23 protein-coding genes are annotated in these 21,708 nt (G+C 39.6%); 16 read left to right on the top strand and 7 right to left on the bottom strand.

The genetic code is table 11. The features are described 5' to 3' along the window. Positions 1-7: 7 nt before the first annotated feature. The 3 genes from rapZ to yjgA are packed head-to-tail and all read left to right on the top strand — an operon-like array spanning position 8 to position 1,679. A complete protein-coding gene (rapZ, locus tag ABDV70_RS03295) occupies positions 8-862 on the top strand; it encodes an RNase adapter RapZ (protein ID WP_343595382.1) in 855 nt (284 codons plus the stop codon). Then, entirely contained in the window at positions 859-1,128 is a 270-nt protein-coding gene (locus tag ABDV70_RS03290; protein ID WP_343595381.1) for an HPr family phosphocarrier protein, read from the top strand. Before rapZ ends, ABDV70_RS03290 begins: the two co-directional genes overlap by 4 nt. A 2-nt stretch (positions 1,129-1,130) precedes the next feature. Then, positions 1,131-1,679: a ribosome biogenesis factor YjgA gene (gene yjgA / locus ABDV70_RS03285; RefSeq protein WP_343595379.1), complete on the top strand. Its 549-nt coding sequence runs from the start codon at positions 1,131-1,133 to the stop codon at positions 1,677-1,679. 37 nt (positions 1,680-1,716) lie between these two features. On the opposite strand, the gene ABDV70_RS03280 is transcribed toward yjgA, so the two are convergent. Further along, entirely contained in the window at positions 1,717-3,360 is a 1,644-nt protein-coding gene (locus tag ABDV70_RS03280) for an acyl-CoA synthetase (protein ID WP_343595377.1), read from the bottom strand. A 316-nt stretch (positions 3,361-3,676) separates the two neighbouring features. On the opposite strand from ABDV70_RS03280, the gene thrS reads away from it, so the two are divergent. The 6 genes from thrS to ABDV70_RS03250 all read left to right on the top strand — a co-directional run bounded on the left by thrS (position 3,677) and on the right by ABDV70_RS03250 (position 8,500). Next, on the top strand, positions 3,677-5,599 hold the full coding sequence (thrS, locus tag ABDV70_RS03275; protein WP_343595376.1) for a threonine--tRNA ligase: 1,923 nt from the start codon (positions 3,677-3,679) through the stop codon (positions 5,597-5,599). Positions 5,600-5,604: 5 nt separating this feature from the next. Beyond that, on the top strand, positions 5,605-6,156 hold the full coding sequence (infC, locus tag ABDV70_RS03270; RefSeq protein WP_343595487.1) for a translation initiation factor IF-3: 552 nt from the start codon (positions 5,605-5,607) through the stop codon (positions 6,154-6,156). A 241-nt stretch (positions 6,157-6,397) separates the two neighbouring features. Further along, positions 6,398-6,733, top strand: a complete 336-nt coding sequence (locus ABDV70_RS03265; RefSeq protein ID WP_343595375.1) for a hypothetical protein — start codon at positions 6,398-6,400, stop codon at positions 6,731-6,733. Between the two features lie 32 nt (positions 6,734-6,765). Continuing rightward, complete coding sequence (locus tag ABDV70_RS03260; protein WP_343595373.1) at positions 6,766-7,182, top strand: hypothetical protein; 417 nt, start codon at positions 6,766-6,768, stop codon at positions 7,180-7,182. Positions 7,183-7,382: 200 nt separating this feature from the next. After that, a complete protein-coding gene (locus ABDV70_RS03255; RefSeq protein ID WP_343595371.1) occupies positions 7,383-8,003 on the top strand; it encodes a glutathione binding-like protein in 621 nt (206 codons plus the stop codon). Positions 8,004-8,071: 68 nt separating this feature from the next. Continuing rightward, positions 8,072-8,500 (top strand): YqaA family protein, encoded by a 429-nt coding sequence (locus ABDV70_RS03250; protein ID WP_343595370.1) that lies wholly within the window; start codon positions 8,072-8,074, stop codon positions 8,498-8,500. A 33-nt stretch (positions 8,501-8,533) separates the two neighbouring features. Here ABDV70_RS03250 and ABDV70_RS03245 read toward each other — a convergent pair whose 3' ends face one another. Next, positions 8,534-9,787: an MFS transporter gene (locus ABDV70_RS03245; protein WP_343595368.1), complete on the bottom strand. Its 1,254-nt coding sequence runs from the start codon at positions 9,785-9,787 to the stop codon at positions 8,534-8,536. 193 nt (positions 9,788-9,980) lie between these two features. Here ABDV70_RS03245 and ABDV70_RS03240 point away from each other — a divergent pair, with 193 nt between their 5' ends. The 3 genes from ABDV70_RS03240 to rplT all read left to right on the top strand — a co-directional run bounded on the left by ABDV70_RS03240 (position 9,981) and on the right by rplT (position 11,538). Beyond that, positions 9,981-10,847 (top strand): alpha/beta fold hydrolase, encoded by an 867-nt coding sequence (locus tag ABDV70_RS03240; protein WP_343595367.1) that lies wholly within the window; start codon positions 9,981-9,983, stop codon positions 10,845-10,847. A gap of 124 nt (positions 10,848-10,971) precedes the next feature. After that, a complete protein-coding gene (gene rpmI, locus ABDV70_RS03235; protein ID WP_001096359.1) occupies positions 10,972-11,166 on the top strand; it encodes a 50S ribosomal protein L35 in 195 nt (64 codons plus the stop codon). 12 nt (positions 11,167-11,178) lie between these two features. Beyond that, complete coding sequence (rplT, locus tag ABDV70_RS03230) at positions 11,179-11,538, top strand: 50S ribosomal protein L20 (RefSeq protein ID WP_343595365.1); 360 nt, start codon at positions 11,179-11,181, stop codon at positions 11,536-11,538. A gap of 40 nt (positions 11,539-11,578) precedes the next feature. Here rplT and ABDV70_RS03225 read toward each other — a convergent pair whose 3' ends face one another. Next, positions 11,579-12,052, bottom strand: coding sequence for a hypothetical protein (locus tag ABDV70_RS03225; RefSeq protein ID WP_343595363.1), 474 nt, complete (start codon positions 12,050-12,052; stop codon positions 11,579-11,581). A gap of 29 nt (positions 12,053-12,081) precedes the next feature. Beyond that, positions 12,082-13,083: a hypothetical protein gene (locus ABDV70_RS03220; protein WP_343595362.1), complete on the bottom strand. Its 1,002-nt coding sequence runs from the start codon at positions 13,081-13,083 to the stop codon at positions 12,082-12,084. A 157-nt stretch (positions 13,084-13,240) separates the two neighbouring features. Between ABDV70_RS03220 and pheS the strand changes: the two genes are divergently transcribed. From pheS to ABDV70_RS03205, 3 genes are read left to right on the top strand one after another with little or no spacing between them, the layout of a single operon-like run. Beyond that, positions 13,241-14,221 carry a phenylalanine--tRNA ligase subunit alpha gene (gene pheS / locus ABDV70_RS03215; protein WP_343595361.1) on the top strand — a complete coding sequence of 327 codons (981 nt, stop codon included), beginning with the start codon at positions 13,241-13,243 and terminating at the stop codon, positions 14,219-14,221. A gap of 39 nt (positions 14,222-14,260) precedes the next feature. Continuing rightward, on the top strand, positions 14,261-16,642 hold the full coding sequence (gene pheT / locus ABDV70_RS03210; protein ID WP_343595360.1) for a phenylalanine--tRNA ligase subunit beta: 2,382 nt from the start codon (positions 14,261-14,263) through the stop codon (positions 16,640-16,642). Next, positions 16,639-16,938, top strand: a complete 300-nt coding sequence (locus ABDV70_RS03205; RefSeq protein ID WP_343595359.1) for an integration host factor subunit alpha — start codon at positions 16,639-16,641, stop codon at positions 16,936-16,938. Before pheT ends, ABDV70_RS03205 begins: the two co-directional genes overlap by 4 nt. A gap of 302 nt (positions 16,939-17,240) precedes the next feature. Here ABDV70_RS03205 and ABDV70_RS03200 read toward each other — a convergent pair whose 3' ends face one another. From ABDV70_RS03200 to trxA, 3 genes are all read right to left on the bottom strand, one after another. Further along, complete coding sequence (locus ABDV70_RS03200; protein WP_343595358.1) at positions 17,241-17,489, bottom strand: hypothetical protein; 249 nt, start codon at positions 17,487-17,489, stop codon at positions 17,241-17,243. A gap of 409 nt (positions 17,490-17,898) precedes the next feature. Beyond that, positions 17,899-19,161 carry a transcription termination factor Rho gene (gene rho, locus ABDV70_RS03195; protein ID WP_324625883.1) on the bottom strand — a complete coding sequence of 421 codons (1,263 nt, stop codon included), beginning with the start codon at positions 19,159-19,161 and terminating at the stop codon, positions 17,899-17,901. A gap of 325 nt (positions 19,162-19,486) precedes the next feature. Further along, positions 19,487-19,810: a thioredoxin gene (trxA, locus tag ABDV70_RS03190; protein ID WP_343595355.1), complete on the bottom strand. Its 324-nt coding sequence runs from the start codon at positions 19,808-19,810 to the stop codon at positions 19,487-19,489. Positions 19,811-20,175: 365 nt separating this feature from the next. Here trxA and ppx point away from each other — a divergent pair, with 365 nt between their 5' ends. Then, complete coding sequence (gene ppx, locus ABDV70_RS03185; RefSeq protein WP_343595353.1) at positions 20,176-21,696, top strand: exopolyphosphatase; 1,521 nt, start codon at positions 20,176-20,178, stop codon at positions 21,694-21,696. The last annotated feature ends 12 nt before the right edge of the window (positions 21,697-21,708 follow it).

Below are 21,708 nucleotides of genomic sequence, written 5' to 3'. Positions count from 1 at the left end.
TATCGTCATGAAACGGATTCTAATTGTCACAGGTCAATCTGGCTCTGGAAAATCTTCGGCTTTACAGGTTCTTGAAGATTTGGGTTATTATTGTATTGATAATTTACCGTTGGCGCTACTGCCCGAAATTGTAGGGAAGCTTGATCAGGAAAATAACCTCGAGCAACTGGCATTGGGGGTGGATGTACGCAGTACCCGAGCTGATTTGCAGGAATTTGATCAGGTTTTTGAACAACTACAAAAATATGGTTCAGTCGATATTATTTATCTGACCACGCAAGATCAGGAATTGATTGCACGTTTTAGTGCATCACGTCGCCCGCATCCACTTGCAGGGCGCTGGACGAGCTTGCATGAATGTATTCAGGAAGAAAAAGGATTACTGCTTCCGATTCAACTCCGTGCGACAGTGAATATCGATACGACAGATAAAAGTGTACATGACTTAAAACACACATTATTATCTAGGCTTGGGCAAAGTGACAATTTGATTGTGATTTTACAATCTTTTGGCTATAAGCATGGCATTCCATTAGATGCCGATTATGTATTTGATGTCCGACATTTACCAAACCCACATTGGGATTTGGAATTGCGTAGACTTTCGGGTTTGGATGCGCCTGTACAGAAATTTTTAAGTGACTTTGAACAGACGACCCATATGTTTGAAGATATTTACCAGTTTTTAGCGAAATGGCTACCTGCTTTTGCAGAAGGGCATAGACATTACATTACAGTGTCAATCGGTTGTACAGGTGGACAACACCGCTCGGTTTATATGGTGGATCGACTTAAAAAAGCGCTTGAGGCGGATGATTGGTCGATTCAGGTTTTACATAGAGAAATGAAGCATTGGTCATGATTGACACAACAGTAGATGTAATTAACAAACTTGGTTTACATGCACGTGCCTCTGGCAAACTCATTGAAGTAACCACAAAATTTCGCTCTTCTATCCAAATTGGTAAGGGTGATAAGTTAATCGATGCTAAGAATATCATGGCCTTGCTGATGCTAGGTGCAGGTAAAGGAACAACTTTACGCCTAGTGATTGATGGTTCAGATGAAGAAAAAGCGCTCGAGGAAGTTCAGGCGCTTTTTGTCGCAAAATTTTATGAGGCAGATTAAACGTGGCACGACGTCCGCAACAACGCTATACCGATGATGATTTTGACGCCTTAGAAGGTCGTGCGAGTAAAACCGAACAAAAAAAAGCGGTGCAACGCATGGCAGCTTTAGGTGAACAGTTAGCCAAACTTTCAACCAAGCAAATTCAACAGCTTCCTGTTGAAGAACGCTTGATTGATGCTTTGCTTGATGTTCAATCAATTTCATCTTTTGAAGCGCGCCGTAGACAATTCCAGCGTATTGGAAAACTCTTACGGAATGAAGATGAAACCGTTATTTTGTCTTATTTGACACCGCAACAAGGCATTAAAAAGCAAGCACAATTAGAACGCTGGGTTGATCGTATGATCGAACAGGGGGACAGTGCACTTCACGAATTTAGCAAACAATATAATGCAACGGATAAACATACCTTGCGTCAGCATGTATTGCGCTATCATCGTGATAAAGGCTTGGAAGCAACACCTGAAGAGCTGTACGTAGCACGTCAGAGAATTATGAACTATGTTCAGCAAGTTGCGTTATTGTCAGATCAGGGCAAAGCGAGATAAAAAACAGCGACCAAATTGGTCGCTGTTTTATTTTAATTTATTGGTTTTGCTGTTCAGCACGTTGTTTTGCCCATTCTCGCAAGATGAATTTTTGTAGTTTTCCTGTTGATGTTTTGGGAATTTCAGCAATCACAACATCTTTAGGGAGTTTATAACGTGCAAGATGCTGTTTACAGTGTTCGATGAGCTGTTCAGGCGTTGCTTCATAACCCGTTTTTAATTCAATAAATGCACAGGGAACCTCTTGCCAATAAGGGTCTGGTTTGGCCACAACGGCAGCAATTAAAACAGCAGGATGCTGATACAGAACATCTTCAATTTCCAATGATGAAATATTTTCTCCACCTGAAATAATCAGATCCTTTGAACGATCCATAATTTTTGCATAACCATCAGGCTGACAAACAGCCAAATCACCCGTATGAAACCATCCTCCCGCAAAAGCCTGCTCAGTGGCTTCCTGATTTTTAAGATAGCCCTTCATGACAATATTGCCACGGAACATGATTTCGCCCATGGTTTGACCATCATGAGGAACGGGCTGCATGGTTTCAGGATCAAGAACTTTCATACCATCTTGTAACGGATAAGGCACGCCTTGTCTGGAGTGAAGTTGAGCTTGTTCCTGAATGGACAGATCATGCCATCCCGCTTGCGATGCACATAAGGCAGAAGGGCCGTATGTTTCAGTCAAACCATAAACATGTGTGAGACTGATGCCAATATCGTGCATTCCTTCGATAATTGCAGCAGGTGGGGCTGCCCCCGCCACCATTACTTCGACACGATGCTCAAATGTAATTTGTTTTTCTTTAGGTGTGTTAATGAGCATTGACAGGACAATCGGCGCACCACAAAAATAATCGACTTTATGTTCAGCGATAAGCTTAAACACCAGTTCAGCATCTACTTTGCGTAGGCAAATACTGGTACCACCGTTGGCGGCCATTGTCCATGCAAAACACCAGCCATTGCAGTGAAATAGCGGAAGTGTCCATAGATAAGTGGCGCGTGGGGTCATCCCACAGGCAATGATATTGCTTGCAGCATTAATATATGCCCCGCGATGATGATAGACCACACCTTTCGGATTTCCTGTCGTACCAGAGGTATAATTGAGGCTGATGGCATCCCATTCATCTTGGGGTAAATGCCATTCAAAGTCAGGGTTTCCCTCAGCTAACCATGCTTCATATTCAATAAATCCAATATCCTGAACCATCCCCTGATATTCATTGTCATGAACATCAATAATGATCACTGGATGATGGATTTGTGCCAGCGCCTCTTGTGCCAAAGTTGAAAATTCACTATCGACCAAGAGTACTTTACTTTCGGCATGATCAAGCATAAAAGCCAAGGTTTTTGCATCTAGCCGAGTATTTAAGGTATTTAAAACAGCACCTGTCATAGGAACAGCAAAGTGCGCTTCAATCATGGCTGGCGTATTGGGAAGCAGCACCGAAACAGTATCATTCTTACCGACACCCAGTTTTTGTAGCTGTTCTGCAAATTGCCGACAACGATTATACTTTTCCCGCCATGTAATGCGCTTTGAACCGTGAATAATTGCAGGTTGCTGTGGGTAAATATGGGCAGCCCGTTCTAAATAACGCAGCGGGGATAATGCGACAAAATTTGCCTGAGTTTTTGGTAACGTATCATATGCACTGACAGCCATGTCATTACTCCTATTGGTCTTCTTGTTTTATGAAATTTATCCTTTACCCAAGAGTAGGCGAATGAATGAACAAAAATCTGTTGTGCTTTAGTCTTAAACTGTCGATGAGTCATTATTTTTAAAAATGCAAAAAAATAATGAAATGAAGTGATTGATTCGTCGCTTATGTTGTGACAGAGGTTCCTTAAATTGGTTAAGACGTGTAAAATTGTAGGGGATTTTTTACCCCACCGTTTTTATTTTGAGGTTTTCCTCGATATTAATCTCGCGGTGATATGCTCCGATGTATGGGGCATCACTCCTTAAGGATTTAATTATGCCAATTATCACATTGCCAAATGGCGATCAAAAAACTTTTGATCAACCTGTATCTGTTATGGAAGTCGCTCAAAGTATTGGGCCTGGACTTGCGAAAAACACGGTTGCAGGTCGTGTAAATGGTCGCTTGGTTGATGCATGTGACTTAATCACCGAAGACGCTACAGTTCAAATTATTACACCAAAAGATGAAGAAGGTCTTGAGATCATTCGCCATTCATCTGCACATTTGGTTGGACATGCAGTAAAACAATTGTTCCCAGACGTACAAATGGTGATTGGACCTGTCATTGAAGAAGGTTTTTATTACGATATTTTCAGTCCGAAACCATTCACATTAGATGACATGGCAGCGATTGAAGCACGTATGAAACAATTGATTGATCTAGACTATGATGTCATCAAAAAAATGACACCACGTGAAGATGTAATCAAAGTATTCACAGAACGTGGTGAAAGCTATAAATTACGTTTAATTGATGATATGCCAGATGAAACCGCAATGGGGCTGTATTATCATCAAGAATATGTGGACATGTGTCGTGGCCCACATGTTCCAAATACCAAATTCTTAAAAAACTTTAAATTAACAAAAATCTCTGGTGCTTACTGGCGCGGAGATGCGAAAAACGAACAGTTACAACGTATTTACGGTACTGCTTGGGCCGATAAAAAACAGCTTGCTGCGTATATCACACGTATTGAAGAAGCTGAAAAACGTGACCATCGTAAAATTGGTAAAGCCTTAGATTTGTTCCATATGCAAGAAGAAGCACCAGGTATGGTGTTCTGGCATCCAAATGGTTGGACGATTTATCAAGTACTTGAGCAATATATGCGTAAAGTACAACAGGATCATGGTTACCAAGAAGTTCGTACACCGCAAATTGTTGATTTTTCTTTGTGGGAACGCTCTGGACATGCAGCAAACTATGCTGAAAACATGTTTACAACGCATTCAGAAAACCGCAACTATGCAGTAAAACCAATGAACTGCCCATGTCACGTACAAGTGTTCAATCAGGGCTTAAAATCTTACCGTGACCTACCAATTCGTTTAGCCGAATTTGGTTCTTGTCATCGTAATGAACCATCAGGTTCTTTACACGGGATCATGCGTGTTCGTGGCTTTACTCAGGATGATGCACATATTTTCTGTACCAAAGAACAAATTGGTCAGGAAGTTGCAGACTTCATTAAATTGACTTTGGATGTTTATAAAGACTTTGGCTTTGAAGAAGTCCAAATGAAACTCTCTACTCGTCCAGAAAAACGTGTGGGTGATGATGCACTTTGGGATATCGCAGAGAAGTCATTGGCAGATGCGTTAGATGCAGCAGGTCTGGAATGGCAAGAACAACCAGGCGAAGGTGCGTTCTATGGTCCAAAAATTGAATTCTCTTTAAAAGATTGTCTTGGACGTGTATGGCAATGCGGTACAATTCAATGTGACTTTAACTTACCAGAGCGTTTAGATGCTTCTTTTGTGACAGAAGATAATGAACGAGATCAACCTGTTATGTTGCATCGTGCAATTCTTGGCAGTTTTGAGCGTTTTATTGGTATACTTATTGAACATTATGCCGGTTTTATGCCACCTTGGTTAACACCAATTCAAGCGTGTGTCATGAATATTACAGATTCTCAAGCACAAGCATGTGAACAAGTTGTGGCGAAACTCAAAGAAAATGGCCTTCGTGCAATTTCAGACTTGAGAAATGAGAAAATCGGCTTTAAGATTCGTGAGCGTACACTTGAGCGTATTCCGTACCTTTTGGTTCTTGGTGACCGTGAAGTAGAAGAAGGTACTGTTAATGTTCGTACTCGCTCAGGAAAAAATTTAGGTACTATGTCAATTGACGCATTCGTTGACCTAGTGAAGTCTGCCGTAGCCGAACGTGGCCGGTACATTGTGGAGTAAGAAAGATTAAACAGCCTGAACGTAACCAACAACAAGGTGGTAAGAACAATCGTCCTGCATTAAACACTGAGATTCGTGCGAAAGAAGTACGGCTCATTGATGCAGATGGGGAGCAAAAAGGAATTGTTTCACTTGCTGAAGCATTACGAGCTGCAGAAGAAGTCGATCTTGATCTTGTTGAGATTGTTGCAAATGCAGAGCCACCTGTTTGTAAAATCATGGATTTCAACAAACACTTGTTTGACCTGAAACAAAAGCAAAAAGAAGCGAAGAAAAAGCAACATCAGGTGCAAGTGAAAGAAATCAAGTTGCGTCCTGCAACAGATATCGGAGATTACCAAGTTAAGCTTCGTGCGATCATTCGCTTCTTGGAAGAAGGAAACAAAGTAAAAATTACTTTACGTTTCCGTGGTCGTGAAATGGCACACCAACAGTTAGGTCTCGCTCAATTACAAAAAGTTGAGGGTGATGTATCTGAATACGGTGTCGTAGAGCAAGCGCCAAAAATGGAAGGTCGCCAAATGGGTATGTTACTTGGACCTAAAAAGAAAAAGTAATATCTCTGTTTGATGTAAAAAAGCACTGTCAGTCATGACAGTGCTTTTTTATTATGTAAGTTATTAATATAAATAGATTTATTTTTATTATCATTACATAAACTTTAACTTCTATCTTATGCTAACTTCTTAAGTTCAATGGAGGGTTTTGAATTACCTGTTTTATCACAGCTAATAAATGATATATTTAAAAAAATTAAATTATTAACTGGCATATTAAAACTTTTTAGTAGGAAATTGTATGAATAAAATATTGTTTGTATTTACTATGTTTTTTATCTCTAGTCAGTTATTTGCTGATGTTTTGATTCCAAGAAGTGTTCCTGGTGACAAAGGTCGATATTATTTAATTCGACAATCAAAATCTGGAAATATTGTTTCTACCCTACATAAAAGAGTCGGTGTTGATAGTGTGGGATATACCTCCGCAAAAGTAAATTGTAAAACTAAGCAAATTCAAGAAATTGGATATAGTGAGGTATCAGCAAAAGCAATTAAGCCTAATCCAACTGCATGGTATGATCTGGTTGTTGGTTCTAGTAAATATGATCTCTATACGTTTGTATGTAAAAAATAGTTTTAATAAAAATATAGTTTGGGTTTTTAGTTATGCTAAAAAATATTTACTTAGCCTTGTTTATCTTATTGATAACTGGGTGTGCAATTAAACCTGTAACTAATGAAAATGCAAAAAACGTCCCGAATAAAAGAATTTTAAATAGTCGTTATCTTATTAAAGATGACAGCAAAGTATTTGTAATAATAAAACGAGATCAAGGCTATGTTGGATCAGCGTGTACAACGCAAATCTTAATTGATGGAAGCCCTGTTGCGAACTTAAGGATGTCTGAAAAGATCATGATATATCTATCACCTGAGCAACATATTATTAGTTCTGTGCCTCAAGGTATTTGTGGTGGTGGAATTGTTGAATTACAGATTGATCTAACCTCAAAAAAAACTGCGACATTCAGAGTCGGTTTTGATGGCAATGCAACGCATAAGATACAGCCAACTGTTTTCTAAGAATACAGGTAGAAGTATTGATATTTAATAGACCATATTATTTTTATTTCAGGCAAATTTAAGTCAAAACATGTATCTTCTAATTAAGCATCAAATCTGAGTTTTTGTATTTTTTAGTGAGATGGCTGATTGCTTTGAAAAATTCATGATATAACAGCGAAGACTTTCAATCGGTTTGAAAATAAAATAAAGGAATTGACATGATTGACCTCTATTATTGGGGAACTCCCAATGGCCATAAAATCACGATTGCACTTGAAGAGATGGGTCTTGAATATCAGATTTTCCCTATCAATATTTTAGAAAATGACCAGTTTCAGCCAGATTTTTTAAATATTTCCCCAAACAATAAAATCCCTGCCATTGTGGATCAGAACGGGCCGCAACAAAAACCCATCTCTGTGTTTGAGTCGGGCGCAATTTTGCAATATTTAGGTCGAAAAACAGGCTTATTTTATCCAACAGATGAGCAATCTCGTGTTGAGGTTGAACAATGGTTGATGTGGCAAATGGGAGGGCTGGGGCCGATGCTTGGGCAGAACCATCACTTTAATAAATTTGCCAAAGAAAAAATTCCTTATGCCATTCAGCGTTATGTGACTGAAACAAAGCGTTTATATGGTGTTTTAGACAAACAGCTTGTTGGACAAAACTATGTCGCCGGTGATTATTCCATTGCGGATATGGCGATAGTCCCGTGGTTATTGCGCTATGAATGGCAGAGTATCGATTTGGATGAATTTCCAAATGTAAAAGCCTATATCGAACGTATTCAGGCCAGACCTGCGGTGCAAAAAGCATTGTCTATTCAGCTTGCATAATGTTTTAACAATCTGGCTGAAGCTACAAATAAAGTGAAGGGTGAAATGATAGTGCTGATGTTTTTTCCATGATGGGGTATATCACTTTATTTATTTGTGCGTTTGGTGCTGCAACACTATTACCGCTTCAATCAGAGGCGGTTTTATTTTCACTTCTTGTTTTAAAGCCCCATGCTGCCGTTGGGTTATTACTGGTTGCAACCATTGGAAATGTATTGGGTTCTTGTGTGAATTGGTGGTTAGGCATAAAACTTGAGCATTATAAGCATAAAAAATGGTTTCCTGTGTCCGAAAAACATCTGCTAAAGGCACAAAATATCTATCATCGTTATGGATTTTATTCCCTCTTATTGAGTTGGTTGCCCGTGATTGGCGACCCGATCACACTGGTTGCTGGCGTTTTAAAAGAAAACTTTATGCGTTTTTTAGTTTTGGTGACTATCGCTAAGCTAGGGCGTTATCTATTTATTTATGCTGCATTCTTACTTTATCAATGAAGGGGTAACACTATGGTCGCCCCTTGATTTTGATTAATGTTCTGAGTTTTTGGTGACATCGACTTTAAATAGCTCTGAGGTTTTAAAGTAGCAAAATGCCACAACCAATAAGGTCATGCAGCCACCAAAAATGGTTGCTGTGATTGTTCCCATATATTTTGCCGCCAGACCCGATTCAAACGCACCAAGCTCGTTGCTTGATGAAACAAACATGCCATTTACAGCGGCCACTCGACCTCGCATATTTTCAGGCGGATAAAGCTGTAAAATGGTTTGGCGAATCACAACCGATACACTGTCACATGCGCCTGTCATTGCTAAAGAAAACAGTGACAACCAAAGATGTTGGGAAAAAGCAAAGACTAACGTAAATAAACCAAAACCAACAACAGCGAGCAACATATTCCGCCAAGCATGTTGAGTTGGTGGAAAACGGGTTAATGCTAGCATGGTCAGAAGCGCACCAATAGATGGTGCAGCACGAAGCAAACCGAGACCTTCTGGGCCTATTTTTAAGATATCTGAAGCAAAAATTGGCAAAAGTGCAACCACACCACCAAAAAGAACCGATGCTAAATCAAGTGAAATAGACCAAAGGACAATTTTGGTGTTCCATATAAACTGGAATCCTTCACGAATACTTTCCCAAATATTTTCATGTTGTAATGTCGGAAACTCACGTTTTTGTAAAAGATTAACCAGACAAAAGCAAATAAATAGAAGAATCGCAACCGCCCATAAACTGGTTTCTCTGCCTAAAAAAGCCAACATAAAACCGCCAAGCATTGGGCCTAAAATCACGCCACTTTGCCAACCAATCGTTGTCCATGTTGCACCGTTGGTATACAACTCGCGTGGAATTAAAAATGGTTTTAGCGATGTTGCCGCAGGCGAGTAAAAACCACGGATTAACCCAAAACAGAAAATAACGGCATAAATTCCCCAGCTTAATCCATTGACAGAAATATGTTGAAGCCCATAAGCATGAAACAAAAGCCATAGCACAATCGGGAGAGGGAACGAGAAAAATAGGCAAATTTTCATAATGGTTTGCTTATTAAACTTATCAGCAAAATAACCGCCCCATAATGACAATCCAATAAATGGAATGGCTTCGGCTAAACCAATCATCCCGAGGGTTAGAGGGTCTTTGGTGATTTGATAAAGACTATATCCAACAATGACTTCCTGAATCAGAATGCCTAGCGTTAAGCAAAGTTGATTCAGCGTAATAATCGAAAAATCTCGATAACGTAATGCTGCAAAAGGACTCTGTTCTGAATGCATAAGAGTAGAATCTGGCGATAAAGAAAATGAGTATAGCGTTGTATAGGTTTAATTTCTCTCATAATTTGAGATTTTTGCATAAAAATAATGATTTTTGGCAGCTAAAAATATGACCAGATCGGTCAGGCTTTATCAAACAATGATTTTATCTATCGTTGTATATTGATGATCATTGTTTTGTTTGGAACGTACAATGCAAGGGAATTCAGAGTCAGTTTCAATTTATTGTCAGGATGGTTATCAGCTTGGTGGTTGTTTTTATCCACATGCGGGCGAATTTTCACAAAAATTACCAATTTTGATTTGTCCTGCAACTGGCATTTTGCAAAAATTTTATCAGCATTTTGCTTGTTGGCTTGCAGCACAAGGCTTTGATGTTCTGACATTTGATTTTCGGGGAATTGGAAAATCTTTACATGGAAAGCTTAAAAACTCCCAAGCCAGTATTCAAGATTGGGGGATGCTGGATATTCCTGCTGCAATTGACTATGTATTGGCGAAAACGCAACAAACACAAGTAATTTTAATTGGACATAGTGCTGGTGGGCAGCTACTGGGCGTTGTGCCCAATTATGGCAAAGTGGCTAAGTTCATCGGGGTTGCTGCATCAACAGGTTATGTCAAAAAATTAAAAGGCAAGACCAAAATTTTAGCGCCTGTCATGTTTGATTTTATTTTTCCAATTTCTAACTATTTTATGGGATATGGGGCAATACAGATCTTGGGTATGGGGGAGAATTTACCTAAAAATGTTGCAAATCAATGGCGAGCGTTTTGTAAGCATGCGGGATATATTGAAAATGCAATAGGAAAAACGATTTCTGAGGATTTTCATTCTCAAATTACAATCCCCATGACAATCATTTACGCCTCGGATGATGAAATTGCAACGCAGGCTAATGTTGAAGATTTATTACGTTTATATCCACAAGCACAGAAAAAGACGATTCGACTTGAGCCTGAAGCATGGCGGCATCCATATATTGGACATATGGGATTTTTTAAAAGATCTCATCAAAATTTATGGCAGTTGATCCGCAAAGAACTCGATTTAGTCTAATTTTAAATTAAACAGCAAAATGCTTTTTTTTTATGCTCGTTTACTATAAAATGTCGCCTTCCTTACCTGCAGGTTGATTTGCAATGGTGCAAACATGCCGAACAGGTGCTTAAAAGAGGTTACTATGGCTAAGCTAAAAACTCGCCGTGGTGCAGCTAAACGCTTCAAAGCGACTGCAAACGGTTTCAAACGCAAACAAGCGTTCAAACGCCACATTTTGACCAAAAAATCTGCTAAGCGTATTCGTCAATTGCGCGGCTGTGTAATGGTTCACGTAAGTGACGTTGCTTCAGTTCGTCGTATGTGCCCATACATCTAAGGAGATTTATAAATGGCTCGTGTAAAACGTGGTGTAGTGGCTCATCGTCGTCACAAAAAAATTCTTGCTCGTGCTAAAGGTTACTATGGTGCTCGTTCACGCGTTTATCGCGTAGCGTTCCAAGCGGTAATCAAAGCTGGTCAATATGCGTACCGTGACCGTCGTCAGAAAAAACGTCAATTCCGTGCTTTATGGATTGCGCGTATTAACGCTGGTGCTCGTCAAAACGGCTTGTCTTACAGCCGCATGATCGATGGCTTGAAAAAAGCTCAAGTGATCATCGACCGTCGCGTATTAGCTGACATCGCTATGCATGATGCAATTGCTTTCGCTGCTTTGGCTGAAAAAGCTAAATCTGCTTTAGCTGCATAAGCTTAGAGATTCGAAAAAAGACCGCATTTGCGGTCTTTTTTTATTTGTTTATGGCAATCACTTTAACGACTACTTTTTTACAGGCTTTATCCTGACAAAACCCTGTAAACCATAGTTCACCATTTTCCCCCACCATAATCCCTTTCGTATTTGCAAATAAATTACTATAACTTTGTTTTTTAATGGTTTGGGTGAGCATCGGATCAAATATCTCGTCATAATAACTTAAAAATTCTTGAGTAGATCGAATTTTATGTCTTTGATTATGGATATTGATCTGAATCGGATAGTGAATCATGGATGCCACTTTTGCTCGATTGTCCTGATCAAGTGCTGTTTGCAGATCTTTTAAAAATTTTTGATAAGGTTGGTAACTTCCATACAGAAATTTTAAGTGTTGATTGACATCTTCGGTGTTGTCTGGCGAGGCTTTGATTGTCGTTTGGGCAAACCCCATGTTTGTAAAACCCAAACTTAGCCCAAGTACAAGAGACAAAAAGTACGGTGATTTCATAACTACATCCTTGTATGTTCTGGAGTTTTTTAGAATCCAAAATAATAAGCAGCCACACAAATGATGACCGTGACTAGAATCAGCGTGATGACATTTTTTGCTGAAACATGATGCTGCCCTTGGCTAGGTTTAGACTTAAACTTCACAATATTATCTGTATCTTGATCGAGCGGCGTTGCAACGACTTTTCGTTGTGCCGACTGATAATGGTTTGCAATTTTGACAATCAGTTTGGCAAATAAGTCATCGACCTTTTCTGAGAAGTGCTGGATTTCCCGTTGTTCTTCGGTTGATGACAATGTCGATCCTTCAGTGCGCTGAATCTGTTTTTGTTGAGCCAGCCGTTCTTGTAATGCACTTAATTTAAAAAATAAATCATTGGCGAGTTGTGCATGGTACTGTGGCGGTAACAATGCTTGGGGGATATTTGACTCGGAAGGTAGCAGGGTAGCATTGCCAATATAATCTTGATTTTGAGGAAATTCTAATTGAGCTGCATAAGTTGTATGAAAGAGTTCATCATTTAAATAGCCTTCAATTTTTTCCCAGTCGGGGGCTTGTAAGTCCGCCGAAGCTTTTTTTGCCAATTTACTCGAGAGTTCAAAACTCCATAATGTTTCTACTCGAAGCTTGATTTGCTGTTCTGTCGGAAACTCATATTCATTATCTGCACTGTACCATTCGGCAAGTTCATTACCGCAAATCCATGCTGTCGCCTTTTGTGGGCTATGGCTAATAATAAAATGAGCGTATGGCAACAGTTCTACATTTGGGTTTGGATTTTTCTCTTCATTTAAAAGACTAGAACTATGTAGGCTTAAACGTGTCACGCCTTGTTGTTTCAAATGTTCGAGCCAAACCTGAAAGTGTTGTGCCAGTAAATGCTGAGAAAGAAGATCTCTAAACCGCAATACGTTTTGATTAAAAATGGAGTGTTGTTTCCATTGTTGTATGCTGAATTCACGAGATAAAAACTCATTACCATAACAAACAAGTGTCAGTTGTTGCTGCCAAATTGGATCAAGCGCCATAGTTATTCTCTGCATTAAGCTCTGAATATTTTATCTCGTTTATAAATCAGTATGCTAGACAATTTTCATCATAGGGAAAGCTTCATCAACGCGACTAAAAACTGGTAGAATGGAAAGTTTATTAAATTTTTTTAACATTCATGCTTTGAGAGTAATTATGTCACTGGAAGCCCTGACCACTGAAGCACTGGCCGCGATTGCTGCGGCACAAGATATGGCTACACTTGACCAAGTACGGGTGCAGTTTACAGGTAAGAAGAGCCAACTTGCAGAGCAGTCAAAAGCTTTAGGAAAAATGGATCCTGAACAACGTAAAGTTGAGGGAGCGAAAATTCATGCTGTTCGTGAATCAATTAACAATGCGTTAACTGAACGACAAGCAACATTACAACAACAAGCATTAGCTGCAAAACTGGCAAGCGAAACAATTGATATTACTTTGCCGGGTCGTGGTCAGAGTATGGGAAGTATCCATCCCGTGACTCAGGTGCAAGAGCGTATTTGCCAGTTCTTTACTAAAGCTGGATTTACGGTTGCAACAGGGCCTGAAGTTGAAGATGACTATCATAACTTTGAAGCATTGAATATTCCGGGGCACCATCCTGCACGTGCCATGCACGACACTTTCTATTTCGATGCGAGTCATTTGTTGCGTACTCATACCTCTGGTGTGCAAATCCGCACGATGGAAACGACACAGCCACCAATTCGTATTGTGTGTCCGGGACGTGTGTACCGTTGCGATTCAGACCAAACTCATTCGCCAATGTTCCATCAAATTGAAGGTTTATACGTTGCAGAAAATACCAGTTTTGCTGAGTTAAAAGGCTTACTTGTTAATCTGTTAAATGAATTCTTTGAAAAAGATCTAAAAGTACGTTTCCGTCCATCTTATTTCCCATTTACAGAACCAAGTGCCGAAGTGGATATTATGGATGAGCGTGGTCGTTGGTTAGAAGTTTTAGGATGTGGCATGGTGCATCCAAATGTATTACGTGCAGCAGGTATTGATCCTGAAAAATATAAAGGTTTTGCGTTTGGTTTAGGTGTAGAGCGTTTTGCAATGTTACGTTATGGCATTAACGACTTGCGTATGTTCTACCAAAACGATGTGCGTTTCTTACGCCAATTTGCTTAACCATTTTTTTCAAGATTTAGTGATTTAAGGTTTATAGAGATGAAGATTAGCGAAAATTGGCTACGCACGTGGGTTAATCCAGCCATTGATAGTGAAACATTGTCAGAACAATTGACCATGTTAGGTCTGGAAGTGGATGAACTTGCACCTGTTGCCAAACCATTTACGGGGGTTGTGGTGGGTGAAGTTCTCACTGTTGAACAACATCCAGATGCAGACCGTTTACGTGTAACGACGGTCAATATCGGTACGGGCGAACCATTACAAATTGTTTGTGGCGCACCGAATGTACGTGTTGGAATGAAAGCACCTATGGCAACCGTTGGGGCTGTTTTACCGGGTGATTTTAAAATCAAAAAAGGCAAACTTCGTGGTGTTGAATCTCACGGTATGCTGTGTGGTGCTTCAGAGATTGATCTTGAAGACAAAATTGATGGTTTACTCGAACTTCCAGAAGATGCACCTGTTGGCGTGAATATCCGTGAATATTTGAAATTAGATGACCATATTATTGATATTTCAATCACGCCAAATCGTGGTGACTGCTTTAGCGTTCGTGGAGTAGCACGAGAAATTGGTGTGATTAACCAGCTTGCGGTGACTCAACCTGACGTAACAGAAGTTACTGCTACGATTGCAGATGAAAAAGCAGTTGTGGTGACGACACAAGGCGCGCCACGTTATTTGGGTCGTGTAATTAAAAATGTAAATGTAAAAGCTGTGACACCTGAATGGATGGAACAGGCATTAACACGTTCTGGTATCCGTACACATAGCGTATTGGTTGACGTAACCAACTATGTGTTGATGGAGCTAGGTCAACCGATGCATGCATTTGATTTGGCAAAACTGCAAGGCAATATTCAGGTTCGTCAGGCAAATGCACAAGAAAAACTTACCCTGTTAAATGAACAGGAAGTTGAACTGTCTGAAGATGTGATGGTGATTGCTGATGATGCCAAAGTACTTGCAATCGCAGGGATTATGGGGGGACTAGACTCAAGCGTAACAGATGATACGCAAGATATTTTCCTTGAAAGCGCATTCTTTGCACCGCTTGCCATTGCAGGACGTGCGCGTCGTTTTGGTTTGCATACAGACTCATCACAACGCTTTGAACGTGGTGTCGACTTTGAATTGCCAATGTTGGCGATGAATCGTGCATCACAATTGATTCAAGAAATTGCAGGCGGTGAATTTGGCCCTGTAACAGTTGCAGAACAAGCAGACCAATTACCAAAACGTGAAGCGATTACATTGGCACAACATCAAGTTGATCAATTACTTGGTTATGCAGTTGAAAGCGACTTTATTACCGATGCTTTAACGCGTTTAGGTTGTGACGTGACAGTTAAGGCTGCTGGTGAGTGGTTGGTTGTTCCGCCATCACACCGTTATGATATGGTAATTTATCAAGATCTGATTGAGGAAATTGCACGTATTCATGGTTATGACAATATCCAGATGAGTTTGCCAAAAATTGATGTGAAATTGGCAAAATATCAAGATCATTTTGACTTGGCTGAATTACGTCAAACCATTACAACACTCGGCTATCAAGAAGCGATTAGCTTTAGCTTTGCCGATTTAAAACTCGAAAAGCAGTTAAATCCACAAGTAAACCCATTGGCATTGGCAAATCCAATTTCAAGTGATTTGGCGGTGATGCGTAGCACCTTGTTATCCAGTTTGATTCCATGTGTGCAATACAATCTAAACCGTCAACAGTCGCGTGTTCGTTTCTTTGAGCTAGGTTTGCGTTTTGACTATCAGAATGCACAGAGCATTGATGATCTAAAACAAATTCCGACATTGGCGCTGATTGCTGTGGGTTCAAAAGACCCAGAACAATGGCATGAAAAAACTCAACCAATGGACTTCTTTGATCTAAAAGGAGAGGTTGAACAGATTTTGGCAGCAGGTCGTGTGAAAGTTGAATATCAGCGCTCAACACGTGAATGGCTACATCCTGGACAATCTGCTGATATTATTGTCGATGGACAAATAATCGGTTATTTAGGTCGCTTACATCCATCACTTGAAAGTGAGCTTGATTTGGGCATAACTTGGGTTGCAGAACTTGACCAAGAGGCCGTTTTGCAATCTTATGTATCTAATTTTACAGAATTATCACGTTTTCCGTCGGTTAGACGTGATATTGCGCTTTTAATTAGTGATAAGATTGAGTTAAAAGAGATTCAGCAACTTATTCAAAAAACTGGTGGAGATCTTCTCGATTCAACATGGTTGTTTGATGTATATACAGGACAAGGTGTTGAGGCTGGTAAGAGATCGTTGGCATTTGCATTACTATGGCAACATCCTTCACGTACATTAGAAGATGCTGAAATTAAGTCAGGTATGGATCATATTATTGAAGTGTTGGAAAACACTTATCAGGCAACATTGAGGGCGTCATGACAGCATTAACAAAAGCAGAAATGGCAGATCATTTAAGTGCAGAAACGAATTTAAACCGTCGTGAAGCAAAACAAATGGTTGAACTATTTTTTGATGAAATCAGTCAAGCTTTAATTTCAGGCGAACAGGTTAAACTATCGGGGTTTGGTAATTTCGAACTACGTGATAAGCGTCAGCGTCCTGGTCGTAATCCAAAAACTGGAGAAGAGATTCCGATTTCAGCACGTCGCGTTGTAACTTTCCGAGCAGGACAAAAGTTTAGACAGCGTGTGGGTAACGAGATTGAACAAGACTAAAATTTAGTTTTGGGAGAATAAGGGGGGATTGATGAATCCCCCTTATTTTTTTGCTTTTAAAAAAAGTAGGAAGTGGCGTAACGTATGGGCACATTAATCTAAGCAGTAAAGCGGTATTCTATGGGATGTGGGGTAAAGGGGATAGGAAAACGCAGCTAGGTGGATGTGACAGGTAATGTAGGGTAATGAGCAGTATTCAGCTATGTAAGAAAGTAAAGTAATATATAAGTTGATTACTTTATTTTGGGCATAAAAAAAGAGAACCTAAAAGGTTCCCTTTTTCTACTAAATCGAGTAATCGATTAGTGAGCAGCTTCAGATGCAGCTGGAGCAGCATCAGACGCAGCTGGAGCAGCTTCAGATGCAGCAGCAGTAGCTTCAGATGCAGCAGCAGTAGCTTCAGAAGCAGCAGTAGTCGCTTCAGATGCAGCAGCAGCAGCTTCAGAAGCTGGAGCAGAAGCAGCAGTGCTTTCAGCAGATTTTTTTGCACAACCAACGAAAGCTAAAGTTGTAGCAACTGCAGCTACGATAGCGAATTTTTTGAATAACATGGCATCACTCTCAAATTAAGTCATAAGACATAAAAAAACCAAAGCTAACCTGTTTGTGCTTTAATTATCCCTACACGTTCGATAGGTAACAACGCTTGGAGCAGATTAACTGGCATGTCAATATGCTATCACTGCGCATATCGAATTACTACTAGAGAATCAAAAAAAAACGAAAAAAAACGAAATTTTCGGCTTATTTTTAACAGAAAATAACAATTAAAAATGATTTTATATTTGGATAAATGATGAACTAAATACTTCAAAATAAAAAAAGTTTTATTCTGCTTAAAAATAAAGGAATGAAATCAAGAAATAGAAAGTAACATCAGAACTAAGTGTTTGTTATTTTAGTGTAAATTATGTCAACCCGCCGATCATTTATAGAAAATGACCGACGGTAAAACCCAATTTATTGTTTACGTTTCATTTGTTCAAAGAAATCGTCATTGGTTTTGGTTTCTTTCATACGGTCAAGTAAGAACTCCATTGCTGCCAGTTCATCCATTGGATGTAACAGCTTACGCAGGATCCATACTTTACGGAGGTTGTCTTCACTCATTAAGCGCTCTTCACGACGTGTACCTGATTTTTTCAGGTTCATGGCAGGGAAGACACGTTTTTCAGCAATACGGCGATCAAGTGTAATCTCTTGGTTACCTGTACCTTTGAATTCTTCGTAAATGACATCATCCATTTTACTGCCTGTTTCAATCAATGCAGTAGAAATGATGGTAAGTGAGCCGCCTTCTTCAATGTTACGTGCTGCGCCAAAGAAGCGTTTTGGACGTTCAAGTGCATGTGCATCAACACCACCTGTTAAAACCTTACCAGAGGAAGGAATGACAGTGTTATAAGCACGTGCTAAACGGGTGATTGAGTCAAGTAAGATCACGACATCTTTTTTGTGTTCAACCAAACGCTTGGCTTTTTCAATAACCATTTCGGCAACTTGAACGTGACGGGCTGGTGCTTCATCAAAAGTTGAGGCAACCACTTCACCACGAACAGTACGTTCCATTTCGGTCACTTCTTCTGGACGTTCGTCAATTAAAAGGACTATAAGGAATACTTCTGGGTTATTACGAACAATCGATTGCGCAATGTTCTGTAACAGCATGGTTTTACCCGCTTTTGGCGGAGCAACAATAATCGAACGCTGACCTTTACCAATAGGTGCAATTAAGTCAACGACACGAGCAGTTAAGTCTTCAGTTGAACCATTACCCAATTCCATGATCAATTGTTCAGTTGGAAAGAGTGGGGTTAAGTTTTCAAATAAGATTTTATTACGTGAGTTTTCAGGGGTATCGTAGTTAATTTGATTAACTTTCAATAAAGCAAAATAACGTTCGCCTTCTTTTGGCGGGCGAATAGTTCCCGTGATGGTATCGCCTGTGCGAAGGTTAAAGCGACGGATTTGAGAAGGGCTTACATAAATGTCGTCAGGCCCAGCAAGATAAGAGCCAGCGGCAGAACGTAGGAAACCGAAACCATCGGAAAGAATTTCTAAAACACCATCGCCAAAGATTTCTTCGCCATTCATGGCATGACGTTTTAGAATTGCAAAGATGATATCTTGTTTACGGTTACGTGCCATCCCCTCAAGGCCCATAAACTCAGCAATTTTAATGAGTTCGCCAATCGGTTTTTTCTTGAGTTCAGTTAGATTCATAGGTGGTCAGTTGATATAAGAACGTCTGGAGTATCGATCTAGAGAATAAAAAAATGCAAAAGTCAGCCGCATGCTGTGAGGACTGAGCAAAATAAATTGCACAATACAAACGCAGATATCTGGTTAATTGTTTCGAAGGTTAAGATAACAATTGCAGTGCCGAGCGGCGATCTTATGTGTTGTGTGTTTTAAGAAAGCGTGTGCCGAAGGCTTCAGCTCTCTTGATTTTGGAATATAAGCGACACAGAAGAAATTGTCAATTTAAGATAGACAAAATACACCAAAAAATAGGTGTATTTCGTCAATTTTAATACATTGATGAAAATTAGATATTTTCGTCAATAAAAGAAACGAGTTTTGAGCGAGGTACAGCACCGATTTGCTGAGCAACGACTTCGCCATTTTTAAACAAAAGTAATGCTGGAATGTTACGAATATTGTATTTCACAGCAGTTTCTTCGTTTGCAGTAACATCAACTTTTGCGACTTTGATTTTACCATCGTATTCACGAGATAAATCTTCAAGTACAGGTGCAATGGCTTTACAAGGACCACACCAAGCTGCCCAAAAGTCAACAAGAACTGGTGTTTCAGAATTTAGAACATCATTTTGGAAGTCGGCATCTGATGTATTGATAAGATTTGACATGAATGAACTCCAGTATATTTGAAAAATGCTTGTCTTATATATAAGTATTACATAGCAAATTTCAACAGCATAGTAGAATTGCGTGATTATCTACAGAGAGGGACGCTTTGTCTAATGGAGTATTGCGATGTTCTCAATCGTTTCCAGCTATGGTTCTTGCTTAACCCTTTGATTTGTTATGGCGTTGTTGAGCCTGTTATATCTTTTCGCTGGCTTGGTGATATATTATAACAATTTAAAATGTGAAAATATGGATAATCTGTTTTTTTCGACTGAAAATCTTAGTATTCGTAGGGAAAAGCGCTTTTCAATTGCAGACGAGTGAATTACTCTAGAGGCAATTAAATTTGATTCGTTTGTGCACAATGTCTGATTTTTTGATTGATGAAGAATTGCTCGCTGCCATTGATATGGGGTCAAACAGCTTTCACCTTGCAATTGCCCGTGTAGATCATGGCGAAGTAAAAAAAGTTGTTTCAATGTCGGAAAAAGTGCAGCTTGCAGCAGGTTTGGATGAGAATAAGAACTTAACAGAAGCTGCACAGCAAAGAGGATTGTCTTGCCTTGCACGTTTTGTGGGGCGTTTAAGCTCAGTTCAACCGAACCGTTTACGAATAGTTGCAACCAATGCTTTGCGTCAGGCTAAAAATGGACATGAATTTATCCAAAAAGCAGCCGAGATTTTACCAAAACCGATTGAAATTATTGCAGGACGTGAAGAAGCCCGCCTCATTTATTTAGGTGTTTCACATACTATGGCCAATGGTGGTCGTCGTTTGGTGGTGGATATTGGTGGTGGTTCTACCGAGTTGATTATTGGTGAGGAATTTGAACCCATTTATACTGAATCATTACAAATGGGCTGTGTTTCATTTACAAAAACGTATTTCCCTGATGGTGAAATTAACGTTAAGAACTTTAATAAGGCATTTGTTGCGGCTTGCAAAGAATTATCTGCGATTGCAAATACCTATAAACAAGAAGGTTGGGACACTGTTGTTGGTTCGAGTGGAACAATTAAAGCTTGTCGCCAGATTATGGTGAATATGGGATTGAGTGATGAACAAGAAAGTGTCACACGTGAAGGTTTAGAAAAATTAAAAGATAGATTGCTTAAGTTCAAGCATGTTTCTGACATCGATTTTGATGGGCTAAAAGAAGATAGGCGAGCAGTTTTGCCAGCTGGTATGGCAATTTTGTACGCTGTTTTTGAAGTTTTGGATATTGATCGACTCATGTATTCAGATGGCGCCTTAAGAGAGGGCGTGATGTATGATTTACTGGGACGTTTTAAACATGAAGATATTCGAGACCGTAGTGTTCAGGCATTAATTGGCCGTTACAATGCAGATGGAAAACAGGCTGAACGTGTGGTGACAACGGCTCAGAAACTGTTTGATTCTGTTGCTAAAGATTTGAAATTAACGAATGAAGACAGTGACTTATTGCGTCGAGCTGCTTATTTGCATGAAATCGGTTTAGCGATTAGTCATGGTGGTTATCATCGTCATGGTGCTTATTTATTGCAGCATTCTGATATTCCTGGTTTCTCACAAATTGATCAAAATCACCTATCTCATTTAGTGGCACACCATCGTCGTAAGCTTCGAATTGAAACTAAAAATGATGTTTTAAAGGTGGGTGGGCTGTCTTTAGTTTATTTAAGTCTACTTTTAAGATTGGCAGTTTTACTCAATCATAGTCGTAGTGATCAGATGCTTCCTGCCATTGAATTGAAGGTTGTGAATGAGCAACAATGGCATCTAACTGTTTCTGGTGATGCGAAACAATGGCCGTTGTTAATTGCTGATTTGCATGATGAGCAAGAGCAATTTAAGCATTGGGATATTGATTTGGTCATTCAGTCGGAAAAATTTATTGATTAACGCCTCGTTGAT

The organism is Acinetobacter sp. (assembly GCF_039596015.1).
Classification (GTDB): domain Bacteria; phylum Pseudomonadota; class Gammaproteobacteria; order Pseudomonadales; family Moraxellaceae; genus Acinetobacter.
The sequence above is the reverse complement of the archived record's forward strand: the minus strand, read 5'-3'. Positions and strand labels throughout refer to the sequence as shown.